This is a genomic window from Salmonella sp. SAL04213 (assembly GCF_046550535.1).
GTDB classification, from domain to species: domain Bacteria; phylum Pseudomonadota; class Gammaproteobacteria; order Enterobacterales; family Enterobacteriaceae; genus Salmonella; species Salmonella enterica.
On sequence record NZ_JBGDXS010000006.1, the window covers coordinates 91342 to 114484 of the forward strand.

23 protein-coding genes are annotated in these 23143 nt (G+C 51.9%); 15 read left to right on the forward strand and 8 right to left on the reverse strand.

The genetic code is table 11. The features are described from left to right. Positions 1-34 precede the first annotated feature (34 nt). Positions 35-214, forward strand: coding sequence for a hypothetical protein (locus ACLJPQ_RS15645; RefSeq protein WP_000494943.1), 180 nt, complete (start codon positions 35-37; stop codon positions 212-214). A gap of 89 nt (positions 215-303) precedes the next feature. On the opposite strand, the gene stpA is transcribed toward ACLJPQ_RS15645, so the two are convergent. After that, a complete protein-coding gene (gene stpA, locus ACLJPQ_RS15650; RefSeq protein WP_001051100.1) occupies positions 304-705 on the reverse strand; it encodes a DNA-binding protein StpA in 402 nt (133 codons plus the stop codon). An 898-nt stretch (positions 706-1603) separates the two neighbouring features. Here stpA and alaE point away from each other — a divergent pair. Beyond that, on the forward strand, positions 1604-2053 hold the full coding sequence (alaE, locus tag ACLJPQ_RS15655; RefSeq protein ID WP_000492669.1) for an L-alanine exporter AlaE: 450 nt from the start codon (positions 1604-1606) through the stop codon (positions 2051-2053). A 34-nt stretch (positions 2054-2087) separates the two neighbouring features. Here the strand turns inward: alaE and ACLJPQ_RS15660 are convergent, their stop codons facing one another. Then, positions 2088-2438, reverse strand: a complete 351-nt coding sequence (locus ACLJPQ_RS15660; protein WP_000281304.1) for a DUF2002 family protein — start codon at positions 2436-2438, stop codon at positions 2088-2090. Positions 2439-2599: 161 nt separating this feature from the next. On the opposite strand from ACLJPQ_RS15660, the gene ACLJPQ_RS15665 reads away from it, so the two are divergent. Beyond that, positions 2600-2926, forward strand: a complete 327-nt coding sequence (locus tag ACLJPQ_RS15665) for a DUF883 domain-containing protein (protein WP_001650455.1) — start codon at positions 2600-2602, stop codon at positions 2924-2926. 83 nt (positions 2927-3009) lie between these two features. On the opposite strand, the gene ACLJPQ_RS15670 is transcribed toward ACLJPQ_RS15665, so the two are convergent. After that, a complete protein-coding gene (locus tag ACLJPQ_RS15670; protein ID WP_001138466.1) occupies positions 3010-4344 on the reverse strand; it encodes a PLP-dependent aminotransferase family protein in 1335 nt (444 codons plus the stop codon). Between the two features lie 88 nt (positions 4345-4432). On the opposite strand from ACLJPQ_RS15670, the gene ACLJPQ_RS15675 reads away from it, so the two are divergent. From ACLJPQ_RS15675 to emrB, 12 genes are all read left to right on the forward strand, one after another. After that, on the forward strand, positions 4433-4864 hold the full coding sequence (locus ACLJPQ_RS15675) for a carboxymuconolactone decarboxylase family protein (protein ID WP_000209807.1): 432 nt from the start codon (positions 4433-4435) through the stop codon (positions 4862-4864). Between the two features lie 271 nt (positions 4865-5135). Then, a complete protein-coding gene (gene nrdH, locus ACLJPQ_RS15680; protein ID WP_000028870.1) occupies positions 5136-5381 on the forward strand; it encodes a glutaredoxin-like protein NrdH in 246 nt (81 codons plus the stop codon). After that, positions 5378-5788 (forward strand): class Ib ribonucleoside-diphosphate reductase assembly flavoprotein NrdI, encoded by a 411-nt coding sequence (nrdI, locus tag ACLJPQ_RS15685; RefSeq protein WP_080185151.1) that lies wholly within the window; start codon positions 5378-5380, stop codon positions 5786-5788. The genes nrdH and nrdI overlap by 4 nt, the downstream gene beginning before the upstream one ends. Further along, the gene (gene nrdE, locus ACLJPQ_RS15690) at positions 5761-7905 is read left to right on the forward strand and encodes a class 1b ribonucleoside-diphosphate reductase subunit alpha (protein ID WP_080185152.1); all 2145 of its coding nucleotides are present in this window, start codon (positions 5761-5763) and stop codon (positions 7903-7905) included. The genes nrdI and nrdE overlap by 28 nt, the downstream gene beginning before the upstream one ends. Before the next feature lie 10 nt (positions 7906-7915). After that, positions 7916-8875 (forward strand): class 1b ribonucleoside-diphosphate reductase subunit beta, encoded by a 960-nt coding sequence (gene nrdF, locus ACLJPQ_RS15695; RefSeq protein ID WP_000777903.1) that lies wholly within the window; start codon positions 7916-7918, stop codon positions 8873-8875. A 354-nt stretch (positions 8876-9229) separates the two neighbouring features. Further along, positions 9230-10432 (forward strand): glycine betaine/L-proline ABC transporter ATP-binding protein ProV, encoded by a 1203-nt coding sequence (gene proV, locus ACLJPQ_RS15700; protein ID WP_000985529.1) that lies wholly within the window; start codon positions 9230-9232, stop codon positions 10430-10432. Beyond that, a complete protein-coding gene (gene proW / locus ACLJPQ_RS15705; RefSeq protein WP_000775015.1) occupies positions 10425-11489 on the forward strand; it encodes a glycine betaine/L-proline ABC transporter permease ProW in 1065 nt (354 codons plus the stop codon). Before proV ends, proW begins: the two co-directional genes overlap by 8 nt. 69 nt (positions 11490-11558) lie before the next feature. Further along, entirely contained in the window at positions 11559-12554 is a 996-nt protein-coding gene (proX, locus tag ACLJPQ_RS15710; RefSeq protein ID WP_047607345.1) for a glycine betaine/L-proline ABC transporter substrate-binding protein ProX, read from the forward strand. 165 nt (positions 12555-12719) lie between these two features. After that, positions 12720-13904: an MFS transporter gene (locus ACLJPQ_RS15715; RefSeq protein WP_000165769.1), complete on the forward strand. Its 1185-nt coding sequence runs from the start codon at positions 12720-12722 to the stop codon at positions 13902-13904. Positions 13905-14400: 496 nt separating this feature from the next. Next, positions 14401-14931, forward strand: coding sequence for a transcriptional repressor MprA (gene mprA, locus ACLJPQ_RS15720; protein ID WP_000378431.1), 531 nt, complete (start codon positions 14401-14403; stop codon positions 14929-14931). 126 nt (positions 14932-15057) lie between these two features. Next, positions 15058-16230, forward strand: coding sequence for a multidrug efflux MFS transporter periplasmic adaptor subunit EmrA (gene emrA, locus ACLJPQ_RS15725; protein ID WP_001275600.1), 1173 nt, complete (start codon positions 15058-15060; stop codon positions 16228-16230). 16 nt (positions 16231-16246) lie between these two features. Then, positions 16247-17785 (forward strand): multidrug efflux MFS transporter permease subunit EmrB, encoded by a 1539-nt coding sequence (emrB, locus tag ACLJPQ_RS15730; RefSeq protein WP_001187297.1) that lies wholly within the window; start codon positions 16247-16249, stop codon positions 17783-17785. 48 nt (positions 17786-17833) lie between these two features. On the opposite strand, the gene ACLJPQ_RS15735 is transcribed toward emrB, so the two are convergent. The 5 genes from ACLJPQ_RS15735 to yqaB all read right to left on the reverse strand — a co-directional run bounded on the left by ACLJPQ_RS15735 (position 17834) and on the right by yqaB (position 22836). Next, positions 17834-19204, reverse strand: coding sequence for a carbohydrate porin (locus ACLJPQ_RS15735; RefSeq protein ID WP_000645146.1), 1371 nt, complete (start codon positions 19202-19204; stop codon positions 17834-17836). A 345-nt stretch (positions 19205-19549) separates the two neighbouring features. Further along, positions 19550-20065: an S-ribosylhomocysteine lyase gene (luxS, locus tag ACLJPQ_RS15740; protein WP_001130194.1), complete on the reverse strand. Its 516-nt coding sequence runs from the start codon at positions 20063-20065 to the stop codon at positions 19550-19552. A 149-nt stretch (positions 20066-20214) separates the two neighbouring features. Beyond that, a complete protein-coding gene (gene gshA, locus ACLJPQ_RS15745; protein ID WP_000611821.1) occupies positions 20215-21771 on the reverse strand; it encodes a glutamate--cysteine ligase in 1557 nt (518 codons plus the stop codon). 76 nt (positions 21772-21847) lie between these two features. After that, positions 21848-22273: a YqaA family protein gene (locus tag ACLJPQ_RS15750; protein WP_001279499.1), complete on the reverse strand. Its 426-nt coding sequence runs from the start codon at positions 22271-22273 to the stop codon at positions 21848-21850. Further along, complete coding sequence (gene yqaB / locus ACLJPQ_RS15755) at positions 22270-22836, reverse strand: fructose-1-phosphate/6-phosphogluconate phosphatase (RefSeq protein WP_000271296.1); 567 nt, start codon at positions 22834-22836, stop codon at positions 22270-22272. Before yqaB ends, ACLJPQ_RS15750 begins: the two co-directional genes overlap by 4 nt. Positions 22837-23143: the final 307 nt, after the last annotated feature.

Genomic DNA, 23143 nt, shown 5'->3' on the forward strand with positions numbered 1-23143 from the left:
GCGGGTTTATACCATTGTTCAACAGGAGAGCGTGATGTTCACACCAGGCGATATCGTACAGCCCCGAATGGGTGGGCCGAAACTGAAAGTGATTGAAGTCAACGAGGATCATATTGTCGCGGTACAGGTCGGTAATGAGCAGGGCGAAAAATTGATCCTCAAAGCGGCAGATGTCACCCCCTATTGCGAAGAGGGCGATTTTGGCGTGTGCTGATTTATCAGAATGAGCATGGCGCAACGTTCCCTGAGTCCCGGTTAATAGAGACAGGAAACGAAGCGCCATCTGTTAAAGGTTATCCGTGATTAGATTAAGAAATCATCCAGAGATTTCCCCGCCGCCAGCGCCTGGGCAATCGGTTTAGGCGTACGACCTTGTCCGGTCCAGGTTTTTTCTTCGCCATTGAAATCAGTAAAACGATATTTTGCCGGACGCGGCTGGCGCTTTTTAGCAGAACGCGGCATTGCTGAATCCATGGCAAATAACTCTTCCGGGTTAATACCGTCTGCTTTCATCAGCTCCAGAAAGGCATTAATTTTCTCCTGCTTCTCGGCAAGCTGGCGTTGCTGCAATTCTTCTTCTTCGCGTCTTTCTTTAGTGACAACCCTGAATTTTTCGAGCATTTCTTCAAGAACGTCAATGGAGAATTCGCGAGCCATAGCGCGCAGCGTGCGGATATTATTTAAGTTCTGTAACATCAAATTCATATCAATAAAAACCTTTTAACGCAGAAAACAAAAACTATTACAGGCGGTATTGTATGCGATTATTGATTATATTTCCAGATCCTAAAGTTCATACAGATATACTCAGTATAACTCGATTAATTATATTAATCTGTTAACCAGAAGGTTATATTCATTACCCCCTGTGTGTTTCAGGTTATTCTGCCTACGGTATATCTGTAGGTTTCCCGTTCGGCTGTTTATACCCTTCATTCTTCAAGTTGCTTATGTGTTGGCTACGGATTACCCGGCCCATCCATGGGCCTCGCCCTGACGGGTCGTCGCACGCGACGTTCAAATCTGCTCCCGGCAGATTTGTCGCTCCCCACAGTCACATCGTTATCTATACTCCTGGGGACTCACTCCCTTGCCGCCTTTAAGCAACTCGAAATCCATAGCGTATATAGCGTATTGCGTATCTCAGTAACCACGGTGACCCTCACGGTGGCTGACCTTATACAGAAGTGAATATTTCAGCACAATAAGAGATTAACTATTCAAAAATCATCATCAGAGCTTTATGCTAAAAATCAGCCTGCAATAGCTATAATTATGCTGAGAAAAGTAGAGCGCGTGCCGTTAGCCGAGAATACATCGCATCTGACAACATTTGGAATGTGGCTGAAAATCGCCAGAAAAACAATGCATTATAATGCATTGATTTAAAAGTAATTAATGACTAACAACAACGAAAATCTCGCCGCGAGCAAAAAACACACAATCCCAGAGTATTTTATCGACAAAAAGCCTATAAATAAAAATATTACACTAGTTGATAGTTATTATATAGGGATATACTCTATGCAAAGACAAAAGTGCTTTATGATTTCACTACCAACCATCACCTCATTCTGATCGATACGCTACAAGGAGCATTAACATGTTCTCTCCACAGTCACGCTTGCGTCATGCCGTAGCAGACACGTTTGCGATGGTTGTTTACTGTTCTGTTGTGAACATGTTGATCGAGATATTCCTCTCCGGAATGAGCTTTGAGCAGTCGCTTTCTTCCAGGCTGGTGGCGATACCTGTCAACATTTTGATTGCATGGCCATACGGCGTTTACCGCGATCTGATTATGCGCGTCGCGCGTAAGGCAAGCCCGGCGGGATGGGCCAAAAACCTGGCGGATGTATTGGCTTATGTCACCTTTCAGTCACCCGTTTATATTATCATCTTGCTGACCGTCGGTGCCGGCTGGCATCAGATAGTGGCCGCCGTGAGTTCAAACATTGTTGTTTCAATGTTAATGGGCGCGGTTTATGGCTACTTCCTGGATTATTGTCGCCGCCTGTTTAAAGTGAGCAGCTATCATCAGGCTAAGGCGTAAGCTAGCGTCGCGACTGGCATTGCCAGTCGCGCTTTTAGTCGCTTTTTTCGTCGCCAAAAAGCCCATTCAGATAACGTTCTAACGCTATTCGGGAGCTAAAGCCGTGGGGAATACCGTAATGTTCGTGGGTCTCGCCGCCTAAATAGAGCGGAAAATTTTGGTAATGATCGCAGGTTTTAATATCCGAAGCCGGGTCAGCCAGTGATGAGCTACGGTCTTTTAATCTGGGGTGAATGATCAGCGCGGTACGCCCCATACGCGCCTCGCGGTTAACATAAACATAATTCTCGCCGCGTCGATAACCATACGTTTTATTCGTCACCACATCGACGGTAAACCCTGCCTTTTCCAGTACCCGCGCCACCTCGTCAGGTCGTAAATACATATTTTATCCTCATTCTCTTGTACTGCGGGCTTACCTTACCCGATAGCGCGTTATCAACGCTTTCAGAAAAGTCCAGAAACGCATGATATCGCCGTAACAAGCCTCGGCAGGTAAAAATATGAACTACACTGAAAGCTACATCGAAATCAATGGAGGATCATATGCTTAACAAACCGAACCGAAACGACGTCGATGATGGTGTTCAGGATATTCAGAATGATGTCAATCGATTAGCCGACAGTCTGGAAGATGTCCTTAAATCCTGGGGAAGCGATGCGAAAGACGAAGCCGAGGCTGCGCGACGTAAAGCACAGGCGTTGCTGAAAGAGACCCGGGCGCGGATGCATGGACGTACTCGCGTAAAACAAGCCGCCTGTGATGCGATGGGGTGCGCGGATACGTTTGTGCGTGAAAAACCCTGGTGTAGCGTAGGAACCGCCGCAGCGGTAGGAATTTTTATCGGGGCGCTGCTTAGCCTGCGTCGCTAACGACGTGCGCAGCCGGATTGCGACATACTTTATTGGGCCTGCATCATTGCCGCAGGCCCAGGTCGCGCCATTCGGCGAAACGGTTACTGTATCGCCTGTCGAAGCTGCCATGCGACCTGTTTCGCCATGCCAGCGGAAGTAATATTGGTAAACGACAGTAAAATGCCCCCCTTTCCTGACGAAACCACTCGCCAACGGCTTAGCGCCTGTACCGCCAGTCCGGCCTGATTCGCTTTTGCTACCTGCGCTTTATCATCACCTTCAACCTCAATAACCAATTGAATACCGCCTTTCTGTAATGTCACGACAAATCCCTGTTCTGCCAGCGCCTCTTCAATCCATAACCGTCGCTGAGCATAATGTTGACGCATCTTTTTCAGATGCCGCCAGAAATGGCCATCACGGATAAAATCAGCCAGCGTGTGCTGCCATAACAACGGTACGCTACAGGGCATCAGCGACGCCTGCTGGCGGAAATGCTCAATCTGCTTTATCGGCACCACCAGCCAGGCGGTACGTAATGCCGGAAAGAGCGACTTACTGAACGTTCCGGCGTAAATCACTCGCTGCGGGGCATCCAGACTCTTGAGCGGCGGAAGCGGTTTACCGTGATAACGAAATTCGCTGTCGTAGTCATCTTCAATAATCCAGGCCTGCACATTCGCCGCCCATGCCAGAAGTTGCCGTCGGCGAGTTAACGACAGCGCCACCCCCAACGGACTTTGATGGGCGGGCGTCACCAATGCAAAGCGCCCTTGCGGGCAATCCCGCATCCCCGCCGCGACATTCAGCCCATCGGCATCGACCGGAATCGGCGCCAGCGTAATCCCCTCCTGCGTTATCACCGGGCGAATTAACGGAAAGCCGGGATCTTCCACCCACATGCTGTCTCCCGGCACAGACAATGTACGCAGGATTAGCCGCATAGAATCCGCATAACCGGAGGTAATAAATACCTGTTCCGGCAGACATTCAATGCTACGCGAAACCCGCAGGTAATCGACTATCGCCTGGCGCAAAATCGCCTCGCCGCAGACGTCGCCTAATGCCAGATCGAAGCGCGTCTGCGTGCGCAACCGACGCCCCATCACTCGCGCCCACTTCTCGCGTGGAAAGAGATCCAGCGCCGGTAATCCCATCTGAAAGGGTTTCGGTTCCGGACTTTCTCCGGCAAAAACGGCGGGTATCGGCGGCGCCGTCTCAAACCGTAGAGCGTTGCTCACAAACGTGCCTGCCTGGCCACGTCGCTCCAGCCAGCCCTGCGCCACCAGCTCGCCATAGGCATTTTCCACCGTGGCGCGAGAAACGCCCAGTTCCTGCGCCCACGTTCGGCTGGAAGGCAAACGCGTTCCTGGCGCGAGTTCTCCTTGCTCAATGGCCGTTTTTAACTGACGAGCGATGTGCTGATAGCGCGGCATATGGTCTGCTTTTTCTGTAAAAATATGGCTCTCTTTTACAGACCATTATAGTGCTACAGTGCTCGTCATCAACACGAGGAGAAACATGATGACGACGTTACGCCAACCCTATTATGAACTGAGCCCGGAGGTTTACAGCGCTCTGGTGCAGGCGAAAAACGCGCTGGAAAAGAGCACGCTTGACCTCACTCTGATGGAGCTGATTTACCTGCGTGTTTCGCAAATAAATGGCTGTGCATTTTGCCTGGAGATGCACAGTAAAGCGCTGCGTAAGGCTGGCGTAAATCAAGCTAAATTAGATGCGCTGGCAGGATGGCGGGTAAGTCACCATTTCAGCGAGCAAGAGTGCGCGGCGTTAGCCTGGGCGGAATCGGTGACGCACATTGCTGAAACCCACGCCGAAGATAATGTTTACCTGCCGCTGCTCGATCATTTCAGCGCGCGTGAAATCAGCGATCTGACCTTCGCTATTGGTTTAATGAACTGCTTTAACCGTCTGGCGATCGGTATGCGAATGTGACGCATTGTTGCCGGATGGCGCAGATGTCAGCCAACTCTGTTATGCGTGAACCTGCAGGCCGGATCGGGCGTTCACGCCGCCATCCGGCAAAAATTAGCCATGCCGCCCCTACCCCGCTGCGTTCATCAGCGACGTTAAAATCAATCGAAAATTCCCATATCTTGTATGGTTGAATCTTAATTCAACTACATCTAGTATTTCCTGTATCAACACACGACAATCCGACGCGTTTCATCGCGCCGTTTTCTCATTTTAAATGGAAATACGAATCATGAGCATTACTATTTACACTCGCAATAACTGTGTCCAGTGCCACGCCACAAAGCGGGCGATGGAAAGCCGTGGATTTGAATTTGAGATGGTGAACGTCGATCTGGTGCCGGATGCAGCGGATACGCTCCGGGCGCAAGGATTTCGTCAATTACCGGTGGTGATGGCGGGCGATTTGAGCTGGTCTGGCTTCCGCCCGGACATGATTAACCGTCTGCACCCGACACCCCACGCGGCAAACGCATGAGCGCGCTCGTCTACTTCTCCAGCAGATCTGAAAATACGCACCGCTTTATGCAGCGTCTGGGGCTGCCTGCCACGCGTATTCCGCTCAATGAACGGGAGCGAATTCAGGTAGACGAACCGTACATTCTGGTTGTGCCGTCATACGGCGGCGGCGGGATGGCCGGTGCGGTGCCGCGACAGGTGATCCGCTTTTTAAATGATGAACACAACCGGGCGCGCATTCGCGGCGTCATCGCCTCCGGTAACCGCAATTTCGGCGATGCCTGGGGATGCGCTGGCGATGTGATAGCACAAAAATGCGGCGTCCCCTGGCTGTACCGCTTTGAGCTCATGGGCATACAACGCGACATCGATAACGTCCGAAAAGGAGTAAATGAATTTTGGCAACAACTACCCCGGAGCGCGTAATGCAGGAAACCATGGATTACCACGCCCTGAACGCGATGCTGAATCTTTATGATAAAGCAGGCCATATTCAGTTCGACAAGGACCAGCAGGCGATCGACGCCTTCTTTGCCGCTCACGTCCGCCCGCATTCCGTGACGTTTGCCAGCCAGCATGAACGTCTGGAGACGCTGGTTCGGGAAGGGTATTACGATGACGCCGTCCTCGCGCGTTACGACCGCGCCTTCGTCCTCCGCCTGTTCGAGCACGCCCACGCCAGCGGCTTTCGCTTCCAGACGTTTCTTGGCGCCTGGAAGTTCTATACCAGTTACACGCTGAAAACCTTCGACGGCAAACGTTATCTGGAACACTTTGAAGATCGGGTAACAATGGTGGCGTTGACGCTGGCGCAGGGTGACGAAACGCTGGCCACCCAACTGACCGATGAAATGCTTTCTGGTCGCTTTCAGCCCGCCACCCCGACTTTTTTAAATTGCGGCAAACAGCAGCGTGGGGAACTGGTCTCCTGCTTCCTGCTCCGTATCGAAGACAATATGGAGTCGATCGGGCGGGCGGTGAATTCGGCGCTACAACTCTCCAAACGCGGCGGCGGCGTCGCGTTTTTACTCTCCAATCTGCGCGAGGCGGGCGCGCCGATCAAACGCATTGAGAATCAGTCTTCCGGCGTGCTCCCGGTGATGAAAATGCTGGAAGACGCGTTTTCGTATGCCAACCAGCTTGGCGCGCGCCAGGGGGCCGGCGCGGTTTATCTCCATGCGCACCATCCGGATATTCTGCGTTTTCTGGATACCAAACGGGAAAATGCCGACGAAAAAATCCGGATCAAAACGCTCTCTCTCGGCGTGGTGATCCCGGATATCACCTTCCGGCTGGCGAAAGAAAACGCGCAAATGGCGCTCTTTTCGCCCTATGACGTACAACGACGCTACGGCAAACCGTTTGGCGATATCGCCATTAGCGAACGGTACGATGAATTAATTGCCGATCCGCACGTGCGTAAAACCTATATTAACGCCCGTGACTTTTTTCAAACACTGGCGGAAATTCAGTTCGAATCCGGGTATCCCTACATCATGTTTGAAGATACGGTAAACCGCGCGAATCCCATTGCTGGTCGCATTAATATGAGCAACCTGTGCTCAGAAATTTTACAGGTCAATAGCGCCTCCCGTTACGACGATAACCTTGACTATACCCACATCGGGCATGACATTTCCTGCAATCTCGGCTCGCTGAATATCGCTCACGTCATGGATTCACCGGACATTGGCCGTACCGTAGAAACCGCTATTCGCGGCCTGACGGCGGTGTCGGACATGAGCCATATACGCAGCGTGCCCTCAATAGCCGCCGGTAATGCCGCCTCTCATGCCATCGGTCTGGGCCAGATGAATCTGCATGGCTATCTGGCGAGAGAAGGCATTGCCTACGGTTCGCCGGAGGCGTTGGATTTCACCAATCTCTATTTTTACACCATTACCTGGCATGCCGTGCATACTTCAATGCGGCTGGCCCGCGAACGCGGCAAAACCTTCGCCGGATTTGCGCAGTCGCGCTATGCCAGCGGCGACTATTTTACGCAGTATTTACAGGACGACTGGCAACCGAAAACGGCGAAAGTCAGAACGCTATTTGCCCGCAGCGGCATTACGCTGCCCACACGCGAAATGTGGCTAAAGCTGCGCGACGATGTGATGCGCTATGGCATCTATAACCAAAATTTGCAGGCGGTGCCGCCGACCGGTTCGATTTCTTACATTAATCATGCGACCTCCAGCATTCATCCGATTGTGGCCAAAATTGAGATTCGCAAAGAGGGCAAAACCGGGCGTGTGTATTACCCCGCGCCGTTTATGACCAATAAAAATCTGGACATGTATCAGGATGCTTACGATATCGGTCCGGAAAAAATTATTGATACCTATGCCGAGGCCACGCGCCACGTCGATCAAGGGCTGTCGCTCACCTTGTTTTTCCCCGATACCGCCACGACCCGCGATATCAACAAGGCGCAGATCTATGCCTGGCGAAAAGGTATTAAGTCACTGTATTACATCCGGCTTCGCCAGTTGGCGCTGGAAGGTACTGAAATTGAAGGCTGCGTATCCTGCGCGCTATAAGGAAAGCCATATGAAATTATCTCGTATTAGCGCCATCAACTGGAACAAGATCCAGGACGACAAAGATCTGGAGGTGTGGAACCGGCTGACCAGTAACTTCTGGCTGCCGGAAAAAGTGCCGTTATCGAATGATATTCCGGCCTGGCAGACGCTGAGCGCCGCCGAACAGCAGCTCACCATTCGCGTGTTTACGGGACTTACGCTGCTCGACACTATCCAGAACATCGCAGGCGCGCCGTCGTTAATGGCAGATGCCATCACGCCGCATGAAGAGGCAGTGCTGTCGAACATCAGCTTTATGGAAGCGGTACACGCCCGCTCTTACAGTTCTATTTTTTCCACGCTGTGCCAGACGAAAGAGGTTGATGCCGCCTACGCCTGGAGCGAAGAAAACCCGCCGCTTCAGCGTAAGGCGCAGATTATTTTGGCTCATTACGTCAGCGATGAACCGCTAAAGAAAAAAATTGCCAGCGTCTTTTTAGAGTCTTTTCTGTTCTATTCCGGCTTCTGGCTGCCAATGTATTTCTCCAGCCGCGGTAAGCTCACGAACACTGCCGACCTGATTCGTTTAATCATTCGCGATGAAGCGGTTCACGGTTATTATATTGGCTATAAGTATCAGATAGCGCTACAAAAACTATCGGCAATCGAGCGTGAAGAGTTAAAGCTTTTCGCGCTCGATTTGTTGATGGAACTGTACGACAACGAAATCCGCTACACAGAAGCATTATATGCGGAAACCGGCTGGGTTAACGACGTCAAAGCCTTCTTGTGCTACAACGCCAATAAAGCCTTAATGAACCTGGGTTATGAGGCGTTATTTCCGCCGGAGATGGCTGACGTGAATCCCGCAATCCTTGCCGCGCTCTCGCCGAATGCCGACGAAAACCATGATTTCTTTTCCGGCTCAGGTTCATCTTATGTGATGGGGAAAACAGTCGAAACCGAAGACGAAGACTGGAATTTTTAACCTTACGGGCATGGGAAATAACGTTACATTTTCCATGCCTTTATTTCAAGCAATACCGGGTTAAATCGCGCAAATATTACAACATGTTCTACACTCAATACGAGTGAGATTATTCACCTGGATTCCTCCAATTCAGGTGGATTTTTGCTGGTTGTCTCAAAAAATATCTTTCCCTCCCCATTCGCGTTCAGCCCTTATATCATGGGAAATCACAGCCGATAGCACCTCGCAATATTCATGCCAGAAGCAAATTCAGGGTTGTCTCAGATTCTGAGTATGTTAGGGTAGAAAAAGGTAACTATTTCTATCAGGTAACATATCGACATAAGTAAATAACAGGAATCATTCTATTGCATGGCAATTAAATTAGAAGTGAAGAATCTGTATAAAATATTTGGAGAGCATCCACAGCGTGCCTTCAAATATATTGAAAAGGGACTATCGAAAGAGCAAATACTGGAAAAAACGGGGCTATCGCTTGGCGTTAAAGACGCCAGTCTGGCCATTGAAGAAGGCGAGATATTTGTCATCATGGGATTATCCGGCTCGGGTAAATCCACAATGGTACGCCTTCTCAATCGCCTGATTGAACCCACCCGCGGACAGGTACTGATTGACGGCGTTGATATTGCCAAAATATCAGACGCTGAGCTTCGCGAGGTGCGCAGGAAAAAGATTGCGATGGTCTTCCAGTCATTTGCGCTCATGCCGCATATGACCGTGCTGGATAATACGGCATTCGGTATGGAATTAGCGGGCATCGCGGCGCAAGAGCGTCGCGAAAAAGCGCTGGACGCCTTGCGTCAGGTGGGGCTTGAGAATTACGCTCACGCCTATCCGGATGAACTTTCCGGTGGGATGCGTCAGCGTGTTGGGCTTGCCCGCGCGCTGGCAATCAACCCTGATATCTTATTAATGGATGAAGCATTTTCCGCCCTCGATCCATTAATTCGTACCGAAATGCAGGATGAGCTGGTGAAATTACAGGCGAAACATCAGCGCACCATTGTCTTTATTTCCCACGATCTTGATGAGGCTATGCGTATTGGCGACAGGATTGCCATTATGCAAAATGGCGAGGTTGTACAGGTTGGTACGCCGGATGAGATCCTGAATAATCCGGCAAATGATTATGTCCGCACGTTCTTCCGTGGCGTGGATATTAGTCAGGTCTTTAGCGCCAAAGATATTGCCCGTCGCAGTCCGGTCGGATTAATTCGTAAAACGCCAGGTTTCGGTCCCCGTTCGGCACTGAAATTATTACAGGATGAAGACCGTGAATATGGTTACGTCATTGAGCGTGGCAATAAATTCGTGGGCGTCGTGTCCATCGACTCATTAAAAGCGGCATTAAGCCAGGCGCAAGGGATTGAAGCGGCGCTTATCGACGACCCTTTAGTCGTTGATGCGCAAACCCCACTCAGCGAGTTGCTCTCTCACGTCGGTCAGGCGCCCTGCGCGGTGCCGGTTGTCGATGAAGAACACCAGTATGTTGGCATTATTTCAAAACGTATGTTGCTACAGGCTTTAGATCGCGAGGGGGGTAACAATGGCTGATCAAACGAATCCGTGGGATACCGCACAGGTGGCCGATACGACGACGCAAACGGCTGATGCCTGGGGAACACCGGCAGGCGTAGCCACGGACGGCGGCAGTACCGACTGGTTGAACAGCGCGCCCGCGCCAGCCCCTGAACACTTTTCTCTTCTGGACCCGTTCCATAAGACGCTTATCCCGCTGGATAGCTGGGTCACAGAGGGAATCGACTGGGTCGTCACCCATTTCCGTCCCCTTTTTCAGGGGATTCGTGTGCCGGTGGATTACATCCTTAACGGCTTTCAGCAACTGCTGCTGGGAATGCCCGCCCCTGTGGCGATTATTCTCTTTGCGCTGATTGCCTGGCAGGTTTCCGGCGTGGGCATGGGGATCGCGGCGCTGATATCGCTGATCGCCATCGGCGCGATCGGCGCCTGGTCGCAGGCGATGATTACCCTGGCGCTGGTGCTGACCGCCCTGTTGTTCTGCGTCGTGATCGGATTACCGATGGGAATCTGGCTGGCGCGCAGCCCGCGCGCGGCCAAAATAGTTCGTCCGCTGCTGGATGCGATGCAGACCACGCCCGCGTTTGTCTATCTGGTGCCGATTGTCATGTTATTCGGCATCGGTAACGTGCCGGGCGTGGTGGTGACGATTATTTTTGCTCTACCGCCGATTATACGCCTGACGATCCTGGGCATTAACCAGGTGCCTGCCGATTTAATTGAAGCGTCGCGCTCGTTCGGCGCCAGCCCGCGCCAAATGTTGTTCAAAGTGCAACTACCGCTGGCGATGCCCACCATTATGGCAGGCGTTAATCAGACGCTGATGCTGGCTCTCTCGATGGTCGTCATCGCCTCGATGATTGCGGTCGGCGGGCTTGGCCAGATGGTATTACGCGGCATTGGTCGTCTTGATATGGGGCTGGCAACCGTCGGCGGCGTCGGCATTGTGATTCTCGCCATCATTCTGGACCGTCTGACGCAGGCCGTCGGGCGCGACTCGCGTAGCCGCGGTAACCGTCGCTGGTATACCACCGGTCCTGTTGGGCTAATCACCCGCCCTTTCGTTAAGTAACTCTCCTGACGCCCGGTGACGCTGCGCTTACCGGGCTTACAACTCCCTACCATAATTAAAGGAACAACGATGCGACATACTGTGATATTTGCCTCAGCGTTTGCCACCCTTGTCACCACCAGCGCTTTCGCTGCCGACCTGCCTGGCAAAGGCATTACCGTTCAACCTATCCAAAGCACGATTTCTGAAGAGTCCTTCCAGACGTTACTGGTCAGCCGGGCGCTGGAAAAGTTGGGTTATACCGTAAATAAGCCGAGTGAAGTCGATTACAACGTAGGCTATACCTCCATCGCCTCTGGCGATGCGACGTTTACCGCCGTGAACTGGCAGCCGCTGCATGATGATATGTATGCCGCAGCAGGCGGAGACAAAAAGTTTTACCGCGAGGGCGTCTTCGTCTCCGGCGCTGCGCAGGGCTATCTGATCGATAAAAAAACCGCCGAGCAGTACAACATCACCAATATCGCTCAGCTAAAAGATCCGAAAATCGCCAAAATCTTCGATACCAATGGCGACGGAAAAGCGGACATGATGGGCTGCTCGCCGGGCTGGGGCTGCGAAGCCGTGATCAATCACCAGAATAAAGCGTTTGATCTGCAAAAAACCGTTGAGGTCAGCCACGGTAACTATGCGGCGATGATGGCTGATACCATTACCCGTTTTAAAGAAGGCAAGCCGGTGCTGTATTACACCTGGACCCCGTACTGGGTGAGCGACGTAATGAAGCCGGGTAAAGATGTCGTCTGGCTACAGGTGCCGTTCTCCTCTCTGCCGGGCGAACAGAAAAATATTGATACTAAACTGCCGAACGGCGCGAACTATGGGTTCCCGGTTAATACCATGCATATTGTCGCCAATAAGGCATGGGCGGAGAAAAACCCGGCGGCGGCGAAACTGTTCGCCATCATGAAGTTGCCGCTGGCGGATATCAACGCGCAGAACGCCATGATGCATGCCGGTAAATCGTCTGAAGCCGATGTTCAGGGCCACGTAGACGGCTGGATCAACGCCCACCAGCAGCAGTTTGACGGCTGGGTGAAAGAAGCGCTGGCCGCGCAGAAATAAGATCGTTTTTTATGCCGGATAGCGGCGCAGTTCATGCGCCGCTATCCGGCCAACGCAATCTCTCCTCAAAGCGCACGATTCATCACGTCACCGTTCCCCTTTATTCATCAACATCCGCTATGATTGTTTTCCCAGGAAATAATTATCTGAATCACGATTACCATAATGACGAAACCCACTCATGGGCTTAGCCCGGCGCTGATCGTTTTAATGTCTGTGGCCACGGGGCTGGCGGTCGCCAGCAACTACTACGCCCAGCCGCTGCTTGATACCATCGCGCATCACTTTTCGCTTTCCGCCAGCTCCGCAGGGTTTATCGTTACCGCCGCGCAGTTGGGCTATGCCGCTGGCCTGTTGTTTCTGGTGCCGCTCGGCGACATGTTTGAACGCCGAACGCTGATTGTCTCCATGACGTTGCTGGCGGCTGGCGGAATGCTGATCACCGCCAGCAGTCAGTCGCTTAGCATGATGATACTCGGAACGGCCTTAACCGGACTGTTCTCCGTGGTGGCGCAGATTCTGGTTCCGCTGGCCGCCACGCTTGCGACGCCCGCCACCCGCGGTAAAGTGGTCGGCACCATTATGAGCGGCCTGTTGCTGGGGATCCTGCTGGCGCGAACGGTCGCCGGACTGCTGGCAAACCTCGGCGGTTGGCGCACCGTATTTTGGGTAGCGTCGGCGCTGATGGCGCTGATGGCCGTCGCGTTGTGGCGCGGACTGCCAAAGCTCAAATCCGACACCCATCTTAACTACCCGCAACTGTTGGGTTCTGTATTCAGCCTGTTTATTCACGATAAGCTGCTGCGTACCCGCGCGCTGCTGGGCTGTCTGACCTTTGCTAATTTCAGCATCCTCTGGACATCAATGGCCTTTTTGCTCGCCGCGCCGCCGTTTAGCTATTCCGAGGGAATGATTGGCCTGTTTGGCCTGGCGGGGGCCGCCGGCGCTTTAGGCGCGCGTCCGGCTGGCGGATTTGCCGATAAAGGTAAATCTCACCTCACCACCACGTTCGGCTTACTGCTGCTGTTACTCTCCTGGCTGGCTATCTGGCTTGGGCACACCTCGGTACTGGCGCTGATTATTGGCATTCTGGTACTGGACCTCACCGTTCAGGGGGTACATATCACCAATCAGACGGTCATCTATCGTTTGCATCCGGATGCGCGTAACCGGCTCACCGCCGGCTATATGACCAGCTACTTTATCGGTGGCGCCGCGGGGTCGCTGATTTCCGCCTCCGCCTGGCAACATGCCGGCTGGGCCGGCGTTTGTCTGGCGGGTGTCACGGTAGCCTTACTTAATTTACTGGTCTGGTGGCGAGGTTTTCACCGACAGGAAGCCGTAAATTAAGCGGATAGTGAGCGTTTACCTTTGTTTAAGCTCCTTAGGGTGTTAAGGAGCTCCCCAGTCTGTTAAGGTTATGCTATTCATTTATCATGGTTATTTTTATACCGGTGAAGAATAATATAATTCTATGGAAAGCCCTGCATCCCCATCTGCTCCCAGGCCAATAGCGCCCGTTCAAGGATTCGAAGGTCGTTCACCGATAGCTATCCGTGATATTCCGGTGGCTTTTGCATCGGGTTGTAAGGCCGTTTACCCGGCTTTCGCCCCTCCCGCTTATCGTTCTCTCCTGATTTTTTCATGCAGGCACTCACGCTTTTCTCGTCATTCCTGGATTTGCCGCAGGCGGCGCTTTACCGGGCCCAATGCTCCCGTTGACGTCTCAGTCTGCGTATCATTGGTTGCTTTATAGCCTGAAAGAATGATTTTGTATTAATAATACATTTACTTTATTTGTCACTGTCGTTACTATATCGGCTGAAATTAATGAGGTCATGCCCAAATGGATAGTTCGTTTACGCCCATTGAACAAATGCTAAAATTTCGCGCCAGCCGTCACGAAGACTTTCCTTATCAGGAAATTCTTTTGACTCGTCTTTGTATGCACATGCAAGGCAAGCTCCTGGAAAACCGCAATAAGATGCTGAAGGCTCAAGGGATTAACGAGACGTTGTTTATGGCGTTGATTACGCTGGAGTCTCAGGAAAACCACAGTATTCAGCCGTCTGAATTAAGCTGCGCGCTGGGTTCATCTCGCACCAATGCGACACGCATTGCAGATGAGCTGGAAAAACGCGGCTGGATTGAGCGTCGTGAGAGCGATAACGACCGCCGTTGCCTGCATCTGCAATTAACGGAGAAAGGTCAGGCATTTTTGCAAGAAGTGCTTCCGCCTCAGCATCATTGTCTGCATCAACTCTGGTCATCACTTAGCACTGCCGAAAAAGATCAACTTGAGCACATCACTCGTAAACTCCTGACGCGTCTTGATCAAATGGAGCAGGAAGGCACTGTTCTTGAGGCGCTGCGCTAAAGCGCCGACCCGCTCAAAAATCCAGATTAATAACAGGAAAGCGGACAGGCCGGCACGCGTTACTGCTGGCCTTTCTGACAACAGGTCGGCTCAGCCGATGTGAATAATAAGATCGTGGAGAACAACATGAGCGCAAATGCGGAGATCCAAACCCCGCAGCAACCGGCTAAGAAGAAAGGCAAACGCAAAACAGCGCTGCTACTTCTTACCTTGCTCTTTGTTATTATTGCCGTGGCATATGGAATTTATTGGTTTTTAGTATTGCGTCATATTGAAGAGACAGATGATGCTTACGTGGCAGGGAACCAGGTTCAAATCATGGCGCAGGTGTCAGGCAGCGTGACGAAAGTCTGGGCTGATAACACCGACTTTGTAAAAGAGGGCGATGTTCTGGTCACGCTCGATCAGACTGACGCCAAACAAGCGTTTGAAAAAGCCAAAACGGCGCTGGCCTCCAGCGTGCGCCAGACGCACCAGTTGATGATTAACAGCAAGCAGTTACAGGCGAATATCGACGTGCAAAAAACCGCCCTGGCGCAAGCGCAAAGCGACCTTAACCGTCGTGTGCCGCTGGGTAATGCCAATCTTATTGGCCGTGAAGAGCTGCAACACGCCCGCGATGCCGTCGCCAGCGCGCAGGCACAGCTGGATGTCGCCATTCAACAGTACAATGCCAACCAGGCAATGATACTCAACAGTAAACTGGAAGATCAGCCTGCGGTTCAACAAGCGGCGACCGAAGTGCGTAACGCCTGGCTGGCGCTGGAGCGTACCCGCATCGTCAGCCCAATGACCGGTTATGTCTCCCGCCGCGCCGTCCAGCCTGGCGCGCAAATCAGCCCCACCACGCCGCTGATGGCCGTGGTGCCTGCAACCGATCTGTGGGTGGACGCTAACTTTAAAGAGACTCAATTAGCGAATATGCGCATTGGGCAGCCAGTGACGGTGATTACTGATATTTATGGCGACGACGTAAAATACACCGGTAAAGTCGTCGGTCTGGATATGGGAACAGGCAGCGCCTTCTCTCTGCTGCCCGCGCAAAATGCGACGGGTAACTGGATTAAAGTGGTTCAACGTCTGCCGGTACGCGTCGAACTGGACGCCCGCCAGTTAGAACAACATCCGCTGCGTATTGGTTTATCGACGCTGGTCACCGTGGATACCGCTAATCGCGACGGTCAGGTACTGGCCAGCCAGGTACGAACGACGCCGGTTGCCGAAAGTAACGCACGCGAAATTAATCTCGCGCCGGTCAATAAACTGATCGACGACATCGTACAGGCTAACGCGGGTTAATCCTGAGGTGCGTGTGATGCAACAGCAAAAACCGCTGGAGGGCGCGCAGCTCGTCATCATGACGATCGCGCTGTCGCTGGCGACATTCATGCAGGTGCTGGACTCCACCATTGCCAACGTGGCGATTCCGACCATCGCCGGGAACCTGGGTTCTTCCCTAAGCCAGGGGACATGGGTTATCACCTCTTTCGGGGTGGCGAACGCTATCTCGATTCCCTTAACCGGCTGGCTGGCGAAACGTTTTGGCGAAGTCAAACTGTTCATGTGGTCGACGGTCGCCTTTGCCGCGGCCTCCTGGGCCTGTGGCGTATCCAGCAGCCTGAATATGCTGATCTTCTTCCGCGTGGTGCAGGGCGTGGTCGCCGGGCCGCTGATTCCGCTCTCGCAAAGCCTGTTGCTGAATAACTATCCGCCTGCAAAGCGCTCCATTGCGCTGGCGCTCTGGTCAATGACCGTCATTGTCGCGCCGATTTGCGGCCCGATTCTGGGGGGCTACATCAGTGATAATTACCACTGGGGATGGATTTTCTTCATCAACGTGCCGATTGGCATCGCCGTCGTCCTGATGACGTTACACACGCTGCGCGGACGTGAAACGCATACCGAACGGCGACGTATTGACGCCGTCGGGCTGGCGTTACTGGTGATTGGCATCGGCAGCCTGCAAATTATGCTCGATCGCGGTAAAGAGCTGGACTGGTTCTCCTCGCAGGAAATTATCATCCTGACCGTGGTCGCCGTCATCGCCATCAGTTTCCTGATCGTCTGGGAACTGACCGACGATCACCCTATCGTCGATCTTTCTCTTTTTAAATCGCGTAACTTCACGATTGGCTGCTTGTGCATCAGCCTTGCCTATATGCTCTATTTCGGCGCCATTGTTCTACTGCCGCAGCTTTTGCAAGAGGTGTACGGCTATACCGCAACGTGGGCAGGTCTGGCGTCGGCGCCAGTCGGCATTATTCCGGTAATTTTGTCGCCGATTATCGGACGCTTCGCGCATAAACTGGATATGCGCAGGCTGGTCACGTTCAGCTTCATTATGTACGCCGTCTGTTTTTACTGGCGCGCCTGGACGTTCGAACCGGGTATGGATTTCGGCGCTTCCGCATGGCCGCAGTTTATTCAGGGATTTGCCGTCGCCTGCTTCTTTATGCCGCTGACCACCATTACGCTCTCCGGGTTACCGCCAGAACGGCTGGCGGCGGCATCAAGCCTGTCGAACTTCACGCGAACGCTGGCAGGCTCCATCGGCACCTCGATTACCACCACTATGTGGACCGATCGTGAGTCGCTACACCATGCTCAGCTCACGGAGTCGATTACGGCGTATAATCCAAACGCTCAGGCTATGTACGATAAACTGGAAGGCTTAGGGATGACGCACCAACAGGCGTCAGGCTGGATAGCCCAGCAAATCACGAATCAGGGGCTGATTATTTCCGCCAACGAAATCTTCTGGATGTCGGCGGGGATCTTCCTGGTGCTGCTCGGCCTGGTGTGGTTCGCCAAACCGCCCTTCGGTGCGGGCGGCGGCGGTGGCGGCGCGCACTAACTATCTGATAAAAGGGATCTGCGGATCCCTTTTTTAGTAGACCAACAATCAGAAGAAATATTTGAATCTCAGACGCCCGCCGTAACGCGCATCTTCACTGTTATCGCCATTATTCGGATTGGACTCTACCCATGAAGCATAGGCACCGAGGTAGATGTTAAAGTTTTTCATATCCATCACGTTGGGGAATAAATATGAGGCATGAATAGTGTGAATGTCATAATTGCCGGGATCGGTGATCCAGCAATCGTCCTCACAAACGGCATCGATATTAGTAGCATTGAAGGCTTCGATTTTGTTATGCGCATAGATATAACCCAGTTCAAATCGATGCCACAGCGCATTCACCCCAGCGGTAAAATCTGTCTCATCGGTCGCATCCATATAAGCGGTATTCAGGTTAATCACCGCGCCATCTTCCGGGTCAGTTTTTTGACCATTCCAGGTCATGGTAAAACCATAGCCCGTACGATCTGACTGATCGATCCACTTCCCATTCTCATAATAGCCATAGGCGTTGTTAACGACGTTACTTTCCATCGCTATCGCCGTTGAAAAACGCCCGTTTTGCCAGGCAATAACCGGACGGACGTAAGCCACGTTTTTATCGTTGGTTAAATCCATTCCGTGGTACTGCTTCTCTGTATATAACGTACTGCCATTTTCCAGCAATGTGTTAACTTCGAAATACCAGTTGTCGATGGTTTTGCTCAGCAGGAAGTTACCCCCACTGTCGCTACGTCCCCGTCCTTCTTTCATCATATAGATATAGCCGTAACCGTCACTGTAAAGATCGTTCGCTGTATTCCCCGAATATTCAATAAACGTATCCTGATTCAGCGGGAACATATCGTAGGCTTCAAAACGACCAACCTTAATTTTCCAGTCATTCTCACGACCAAAGAAGAAAACGGCATCATCAAGGTTCATTTTTCCGGTCAGGTCCGCCAGAGGCTGTACAGAGAATCCGGCAAAATTACCGTTGTCCAACCGCTGGTAGCCATCAAAGCCCAGCAACAAGCGCCCGTTAATATCCCAGCGTTCATTGGTTCCTGATGCCCAATCTTTATTCGCTGACGTTCTCATCGATGTCAGGCTACCGGAACGGCTTGCCGCATCCATATTAAATTCGACATCGCCATAGAACTTAATATCGCTGAATCCGGATAAGGTCAGCTTCGGCGGCGTTTTACCTGCTGCAGTGGGCTCGGCAGACTGGACATTCACCGTCGGCGTAGCGGCGACCTGCTGCTGTTTCAGCGAGCGAATTTGCGCCTCGGCATCGGATGCCCGTTTTTCAGCATTAACAACACGTTGCTCCAGTTCAGCCAGACGCTGCTCAATAGTGATATTATTCGCTGCCCAAAGGTTATGAGAAAAGCAAGCACCGATCATCAGCGCCAAATATTTAGCCTTCATTTTTTATCCCTTAAGTTTGATGTATACCAGATAAGATTTGCTAAAAACCCCATCGACCGGCTATTAGTAGAGTCTTGTTATTACCTGGATATCTGGCGCATTCCATTATGTTTTTCTATTAATTATTTATGATTTTTAGTTTATGTGATCAATACACTCTGGCATCGTGAGTTATCCGCCTTTTCTGTTTGCCAGATCACATTTTATTATTTAACAGGCCAGGCATTACTTAATTTAAAATGTATTCTCGCCGCAAATATAATAAACGCAAATTATATTAAGCAATAAAAAACCCCGGCCATAAACCGGGGTTAATTTAAATACTGGAAACGCTTACCAATAAGACTAAATATGCAGTTCCTGCAGTTTTTCTTTCGGCAGCGCCAGCTCTTTATTGCTGTTCACGCGCACATCACGCTCCAGAATATGGCGGGCAATGTCCTGCGCTTCACTGAGCGAGTGCATCTGATACGTACCGCACTGGTAAACGTTCAGCTCCGGGATCTGGTTTTGATCCTGCACTTTCAGCACATCCGCCATCGCCGCTTTCCAGGCGTCGGCAACACGCTGCTCGTCCGGCGTGCCAATCAGGCTCATGTAAAAGCCGGTGCGGCAGCCCATCGGCGAGATATCGATAATCTCAACGCCGTTACCGTTGAGGTGGTCGCGCATAAAGCCAGCAAACAGATGCTCAAGCGTATGAATCCCTTTTTCCGGCATCACTTCTTTGTTCGGAATGCAAAAACGCAGATCAAACACGGTGATTGCGTCGCCATGCGGGGTGTTCATCGTTTTTGCAACCCGGACCGCCGGCGCTTGCATCCGGGTATGATCGACTGCGAAGCTATCTAATAATGGCATTTAGTCACCTCCGATAATTTTTTAAAAATAAACTGAACTCTTTGTTCCGGGGCGAGTCTGAGTATATGAAAGACGCGCATTTGTTATCATCATCCCTGTTTTCAGCGATGAAATTTTGGCCACTCCGTGAGTGGCCTTTTTCTTTTGGGTCAGGCGTGTTTTGCAAGCCACGCGGCAAACGGCTCGGTATCCGCCGCCTCAATCTCCTGCTGACGACGTACTGAAGCGTCACGTTCAGCAATAAACTCTTCTTCCTGTAAAATCTCCAGCGGCTCTTCGCGTAACAGATTACGGTAAGCCTCACCGAACGCTTTCCCGGTGCCGCCAATGCCTTCATCAATCATAGACCGTAAGATCCGGGCGGAGAATGTCAGTTCAGGATTATCAAAGCAGGCGACCAACTCGTCACACACCTTTTGATACTCCTCTCCCCCGTGGATACTGTCCAGCGTTTGCGCCACGCGTTTCAGATCGCGGAAAAGATCTTTCCCTACTTTGGGCAGCGGGAATTGCGCAGTTTCACAGCCAATGCCTAACGTCAGGCCCGGCTTACGCCCTTCCAGAATAACGCGATTCCAGTTAGTACGCGTACATAACAGCTCATCGCTACTCATTTCCGGCGCATCGGCCAATACGCACCAGACCATAAACAGATCGAGGAAGCGCACCTGTTGCTCGTCTACGCCGATCGGTGAGAACGGGTTAATATCGAGAGAACGAACTTCAATATACTCAATACCACCACGCAGAAGCGCGTCAGAAGGCGATTCGCCGCTGCGCGTCACGCGCTTGGGACGAATGGGCGCGTACAGCTCATTTTCAATTTGCAGAACGTTGCTGTTAATCTGTAGCCGCTTACCGTCTTTTTCCACACCAATCCGCGCGTACTCCTCGGAAGGGGTTTTAATCGCGCGCTTCAGACCTGCAACGTATTCATGTAGATCGTTAAACGTAATTCCGAGATTGCTTTGCGACTTATTGGTATAGCCCAAATCACTCAAACGCAGCGACGTCGCATACGGCAGGTAGTACATGCCGCAGTCCGTTTTTTCAAACGGTAATGTGGTTGGCTTTCCTTGCAGGAAAGAGGAACAAATGGCCGGAGACGCGCCAAACAGATAGGGGATGACCCAGCCAAAACGGTAATAGTTGCGAATCAGACGAAAATAGCCGGCAGAAATTTTTTCTTTTGCCGCTTCGCCTTCCGTAACGCCGCATTTCGCCTGCCAGAACGCCATCGGTAATGAAAAATTGTAATGTACGCCGGAGATGGTTTGCATCAAAGCGCCATAACGATTTTTCAGCCCTTCGCGATAGAGCGTCTTAAAGCGCCCGGTATTGGATGTGCCGTACTGCGCCAGCTCTATGTCCTGCCCTTCCGCAATATAGCAGGGCATACTTAATGGCCACATCCGCTCATCGCCCAGTTTCCTGGCCGTATACCGATGGAGATCGCGCATAAAAGTGAGCATATGCTGGATATCGCCATCGACTGGCGTAATAAACTCCAGTAGGGCTTCCGCAAAATCCGTGGTAATCCATTTATGGGTCAGCGCTGAACCTAACGCTTCAGGATGACCTGTTGTCGCCAGCGTGCCATCAGCATTGACACGCAGCGTTTCGCGCTCTAACCCGCGCTGTATCCCCTTTAACGCCTGAGGATGTTTTTCCAGCCAGGCCAGAGCCTGTGATACGTCCGGGATCAAATTGACCTCCCGCCTGTCCAAATCGTTTTAATAAGCATAACTGTAATGGCGGCCATACATGCCAAACCTACAATTATTACCACCACATCATGCCCTGAACCGTCGCCGCTGCGAGCGCAACATAGCGCAGCGCCTTACCAAGACACAAAAAAAAGATCGTCCGCCCCCACGGGATGCGCATCCATCCCGCTAACAGGCACAACAAATCACCGATGACCGGCATCCAGCTTAATAATAGTGTGGCTGCGCCATAACGCTTTAGCCAGCCAGTCGCTTTTTCCTGCCAGCGCGACGTTTTGCGCAGCGGAAAGAAACGCCCAAGAATAACGTTAGTTACCCCTCCAAGGCTATTACCCATTGTTGCTGTTAAGACTAAGACCCAGGGATGACTGACGCCGGAGACCAGCATAGCAACCAAAACCACCTCAGAATTACCGGGTAACAGCGTCGCGCTGAGAAAACTACTGGCAAACAGAGACAGGAGCGACAGTCCGTCACTCACAATAGTCGGACATCCACGGCATCCATTCCCGCCGCCCGCGCCGCCTGTAAACCAAAATCGGCATCTTCAAATACCACGCACTGCGTCGGCATGACGCCCATCCGCTGGGCGCACAGTAGGAAGGTGTCAGGCGCAGGTTTGTGATGCTGTACGTGATCTGCCGCCACAACCGCATCAAAATAACGACGCAGCCCCAGATGCGCTAACAAGGCTTCCGCGATAGCGCTTTCGCTACCGGTACCGACCGACATGGGACGCCGCCCATGCCACGCTTTGACCACCTCAACCAGCGGCAGCGGTTCTACGCAGTCCAGCAGGATGCTTTTTACCGCGTCGGTTTTCTCACGCGCCAGTGACAGGGGATCAAGATCGGCATGGTTAAGCTCAATGATTGACTGGGCGATAAGCCAGGTTGGCGAACCGTTAAGCGCGACCATTGCCTGTTCATCAAAACGAAGACCATAGCGCCCCAAAACCTCACGCCACGCTTTGCGATGCGTGGGTTCGGTATCCAGGAGAGTACCGTCCATATCAAAAATCAAACCAGCATAACGTGCGTACATCGTGTTCTCGCAAACCGAATAACCAGACAGTACTTTATCGCAATTGGTTGATTTTGTCGCTAATAGAGATGAAGAGGTATATTCAGGATAAGGGGAAAAGCGATTGCAGGGCAGTGACGTATCCGGGAGGATTATTCGCCTTATGGGCCGTTGCTGACGCAACGTTATCCTTCTGATGCCAGCGGTGATTACCGCTATCTTATCTGCATTGCTGAAAGTACGGAGAATATGGTGCATCCGGGAGGATTCGAACCTCCGACCGCTCGGTTCGTAGCCGAGTACTCTATCCAGCTGAGCTACGGATGAT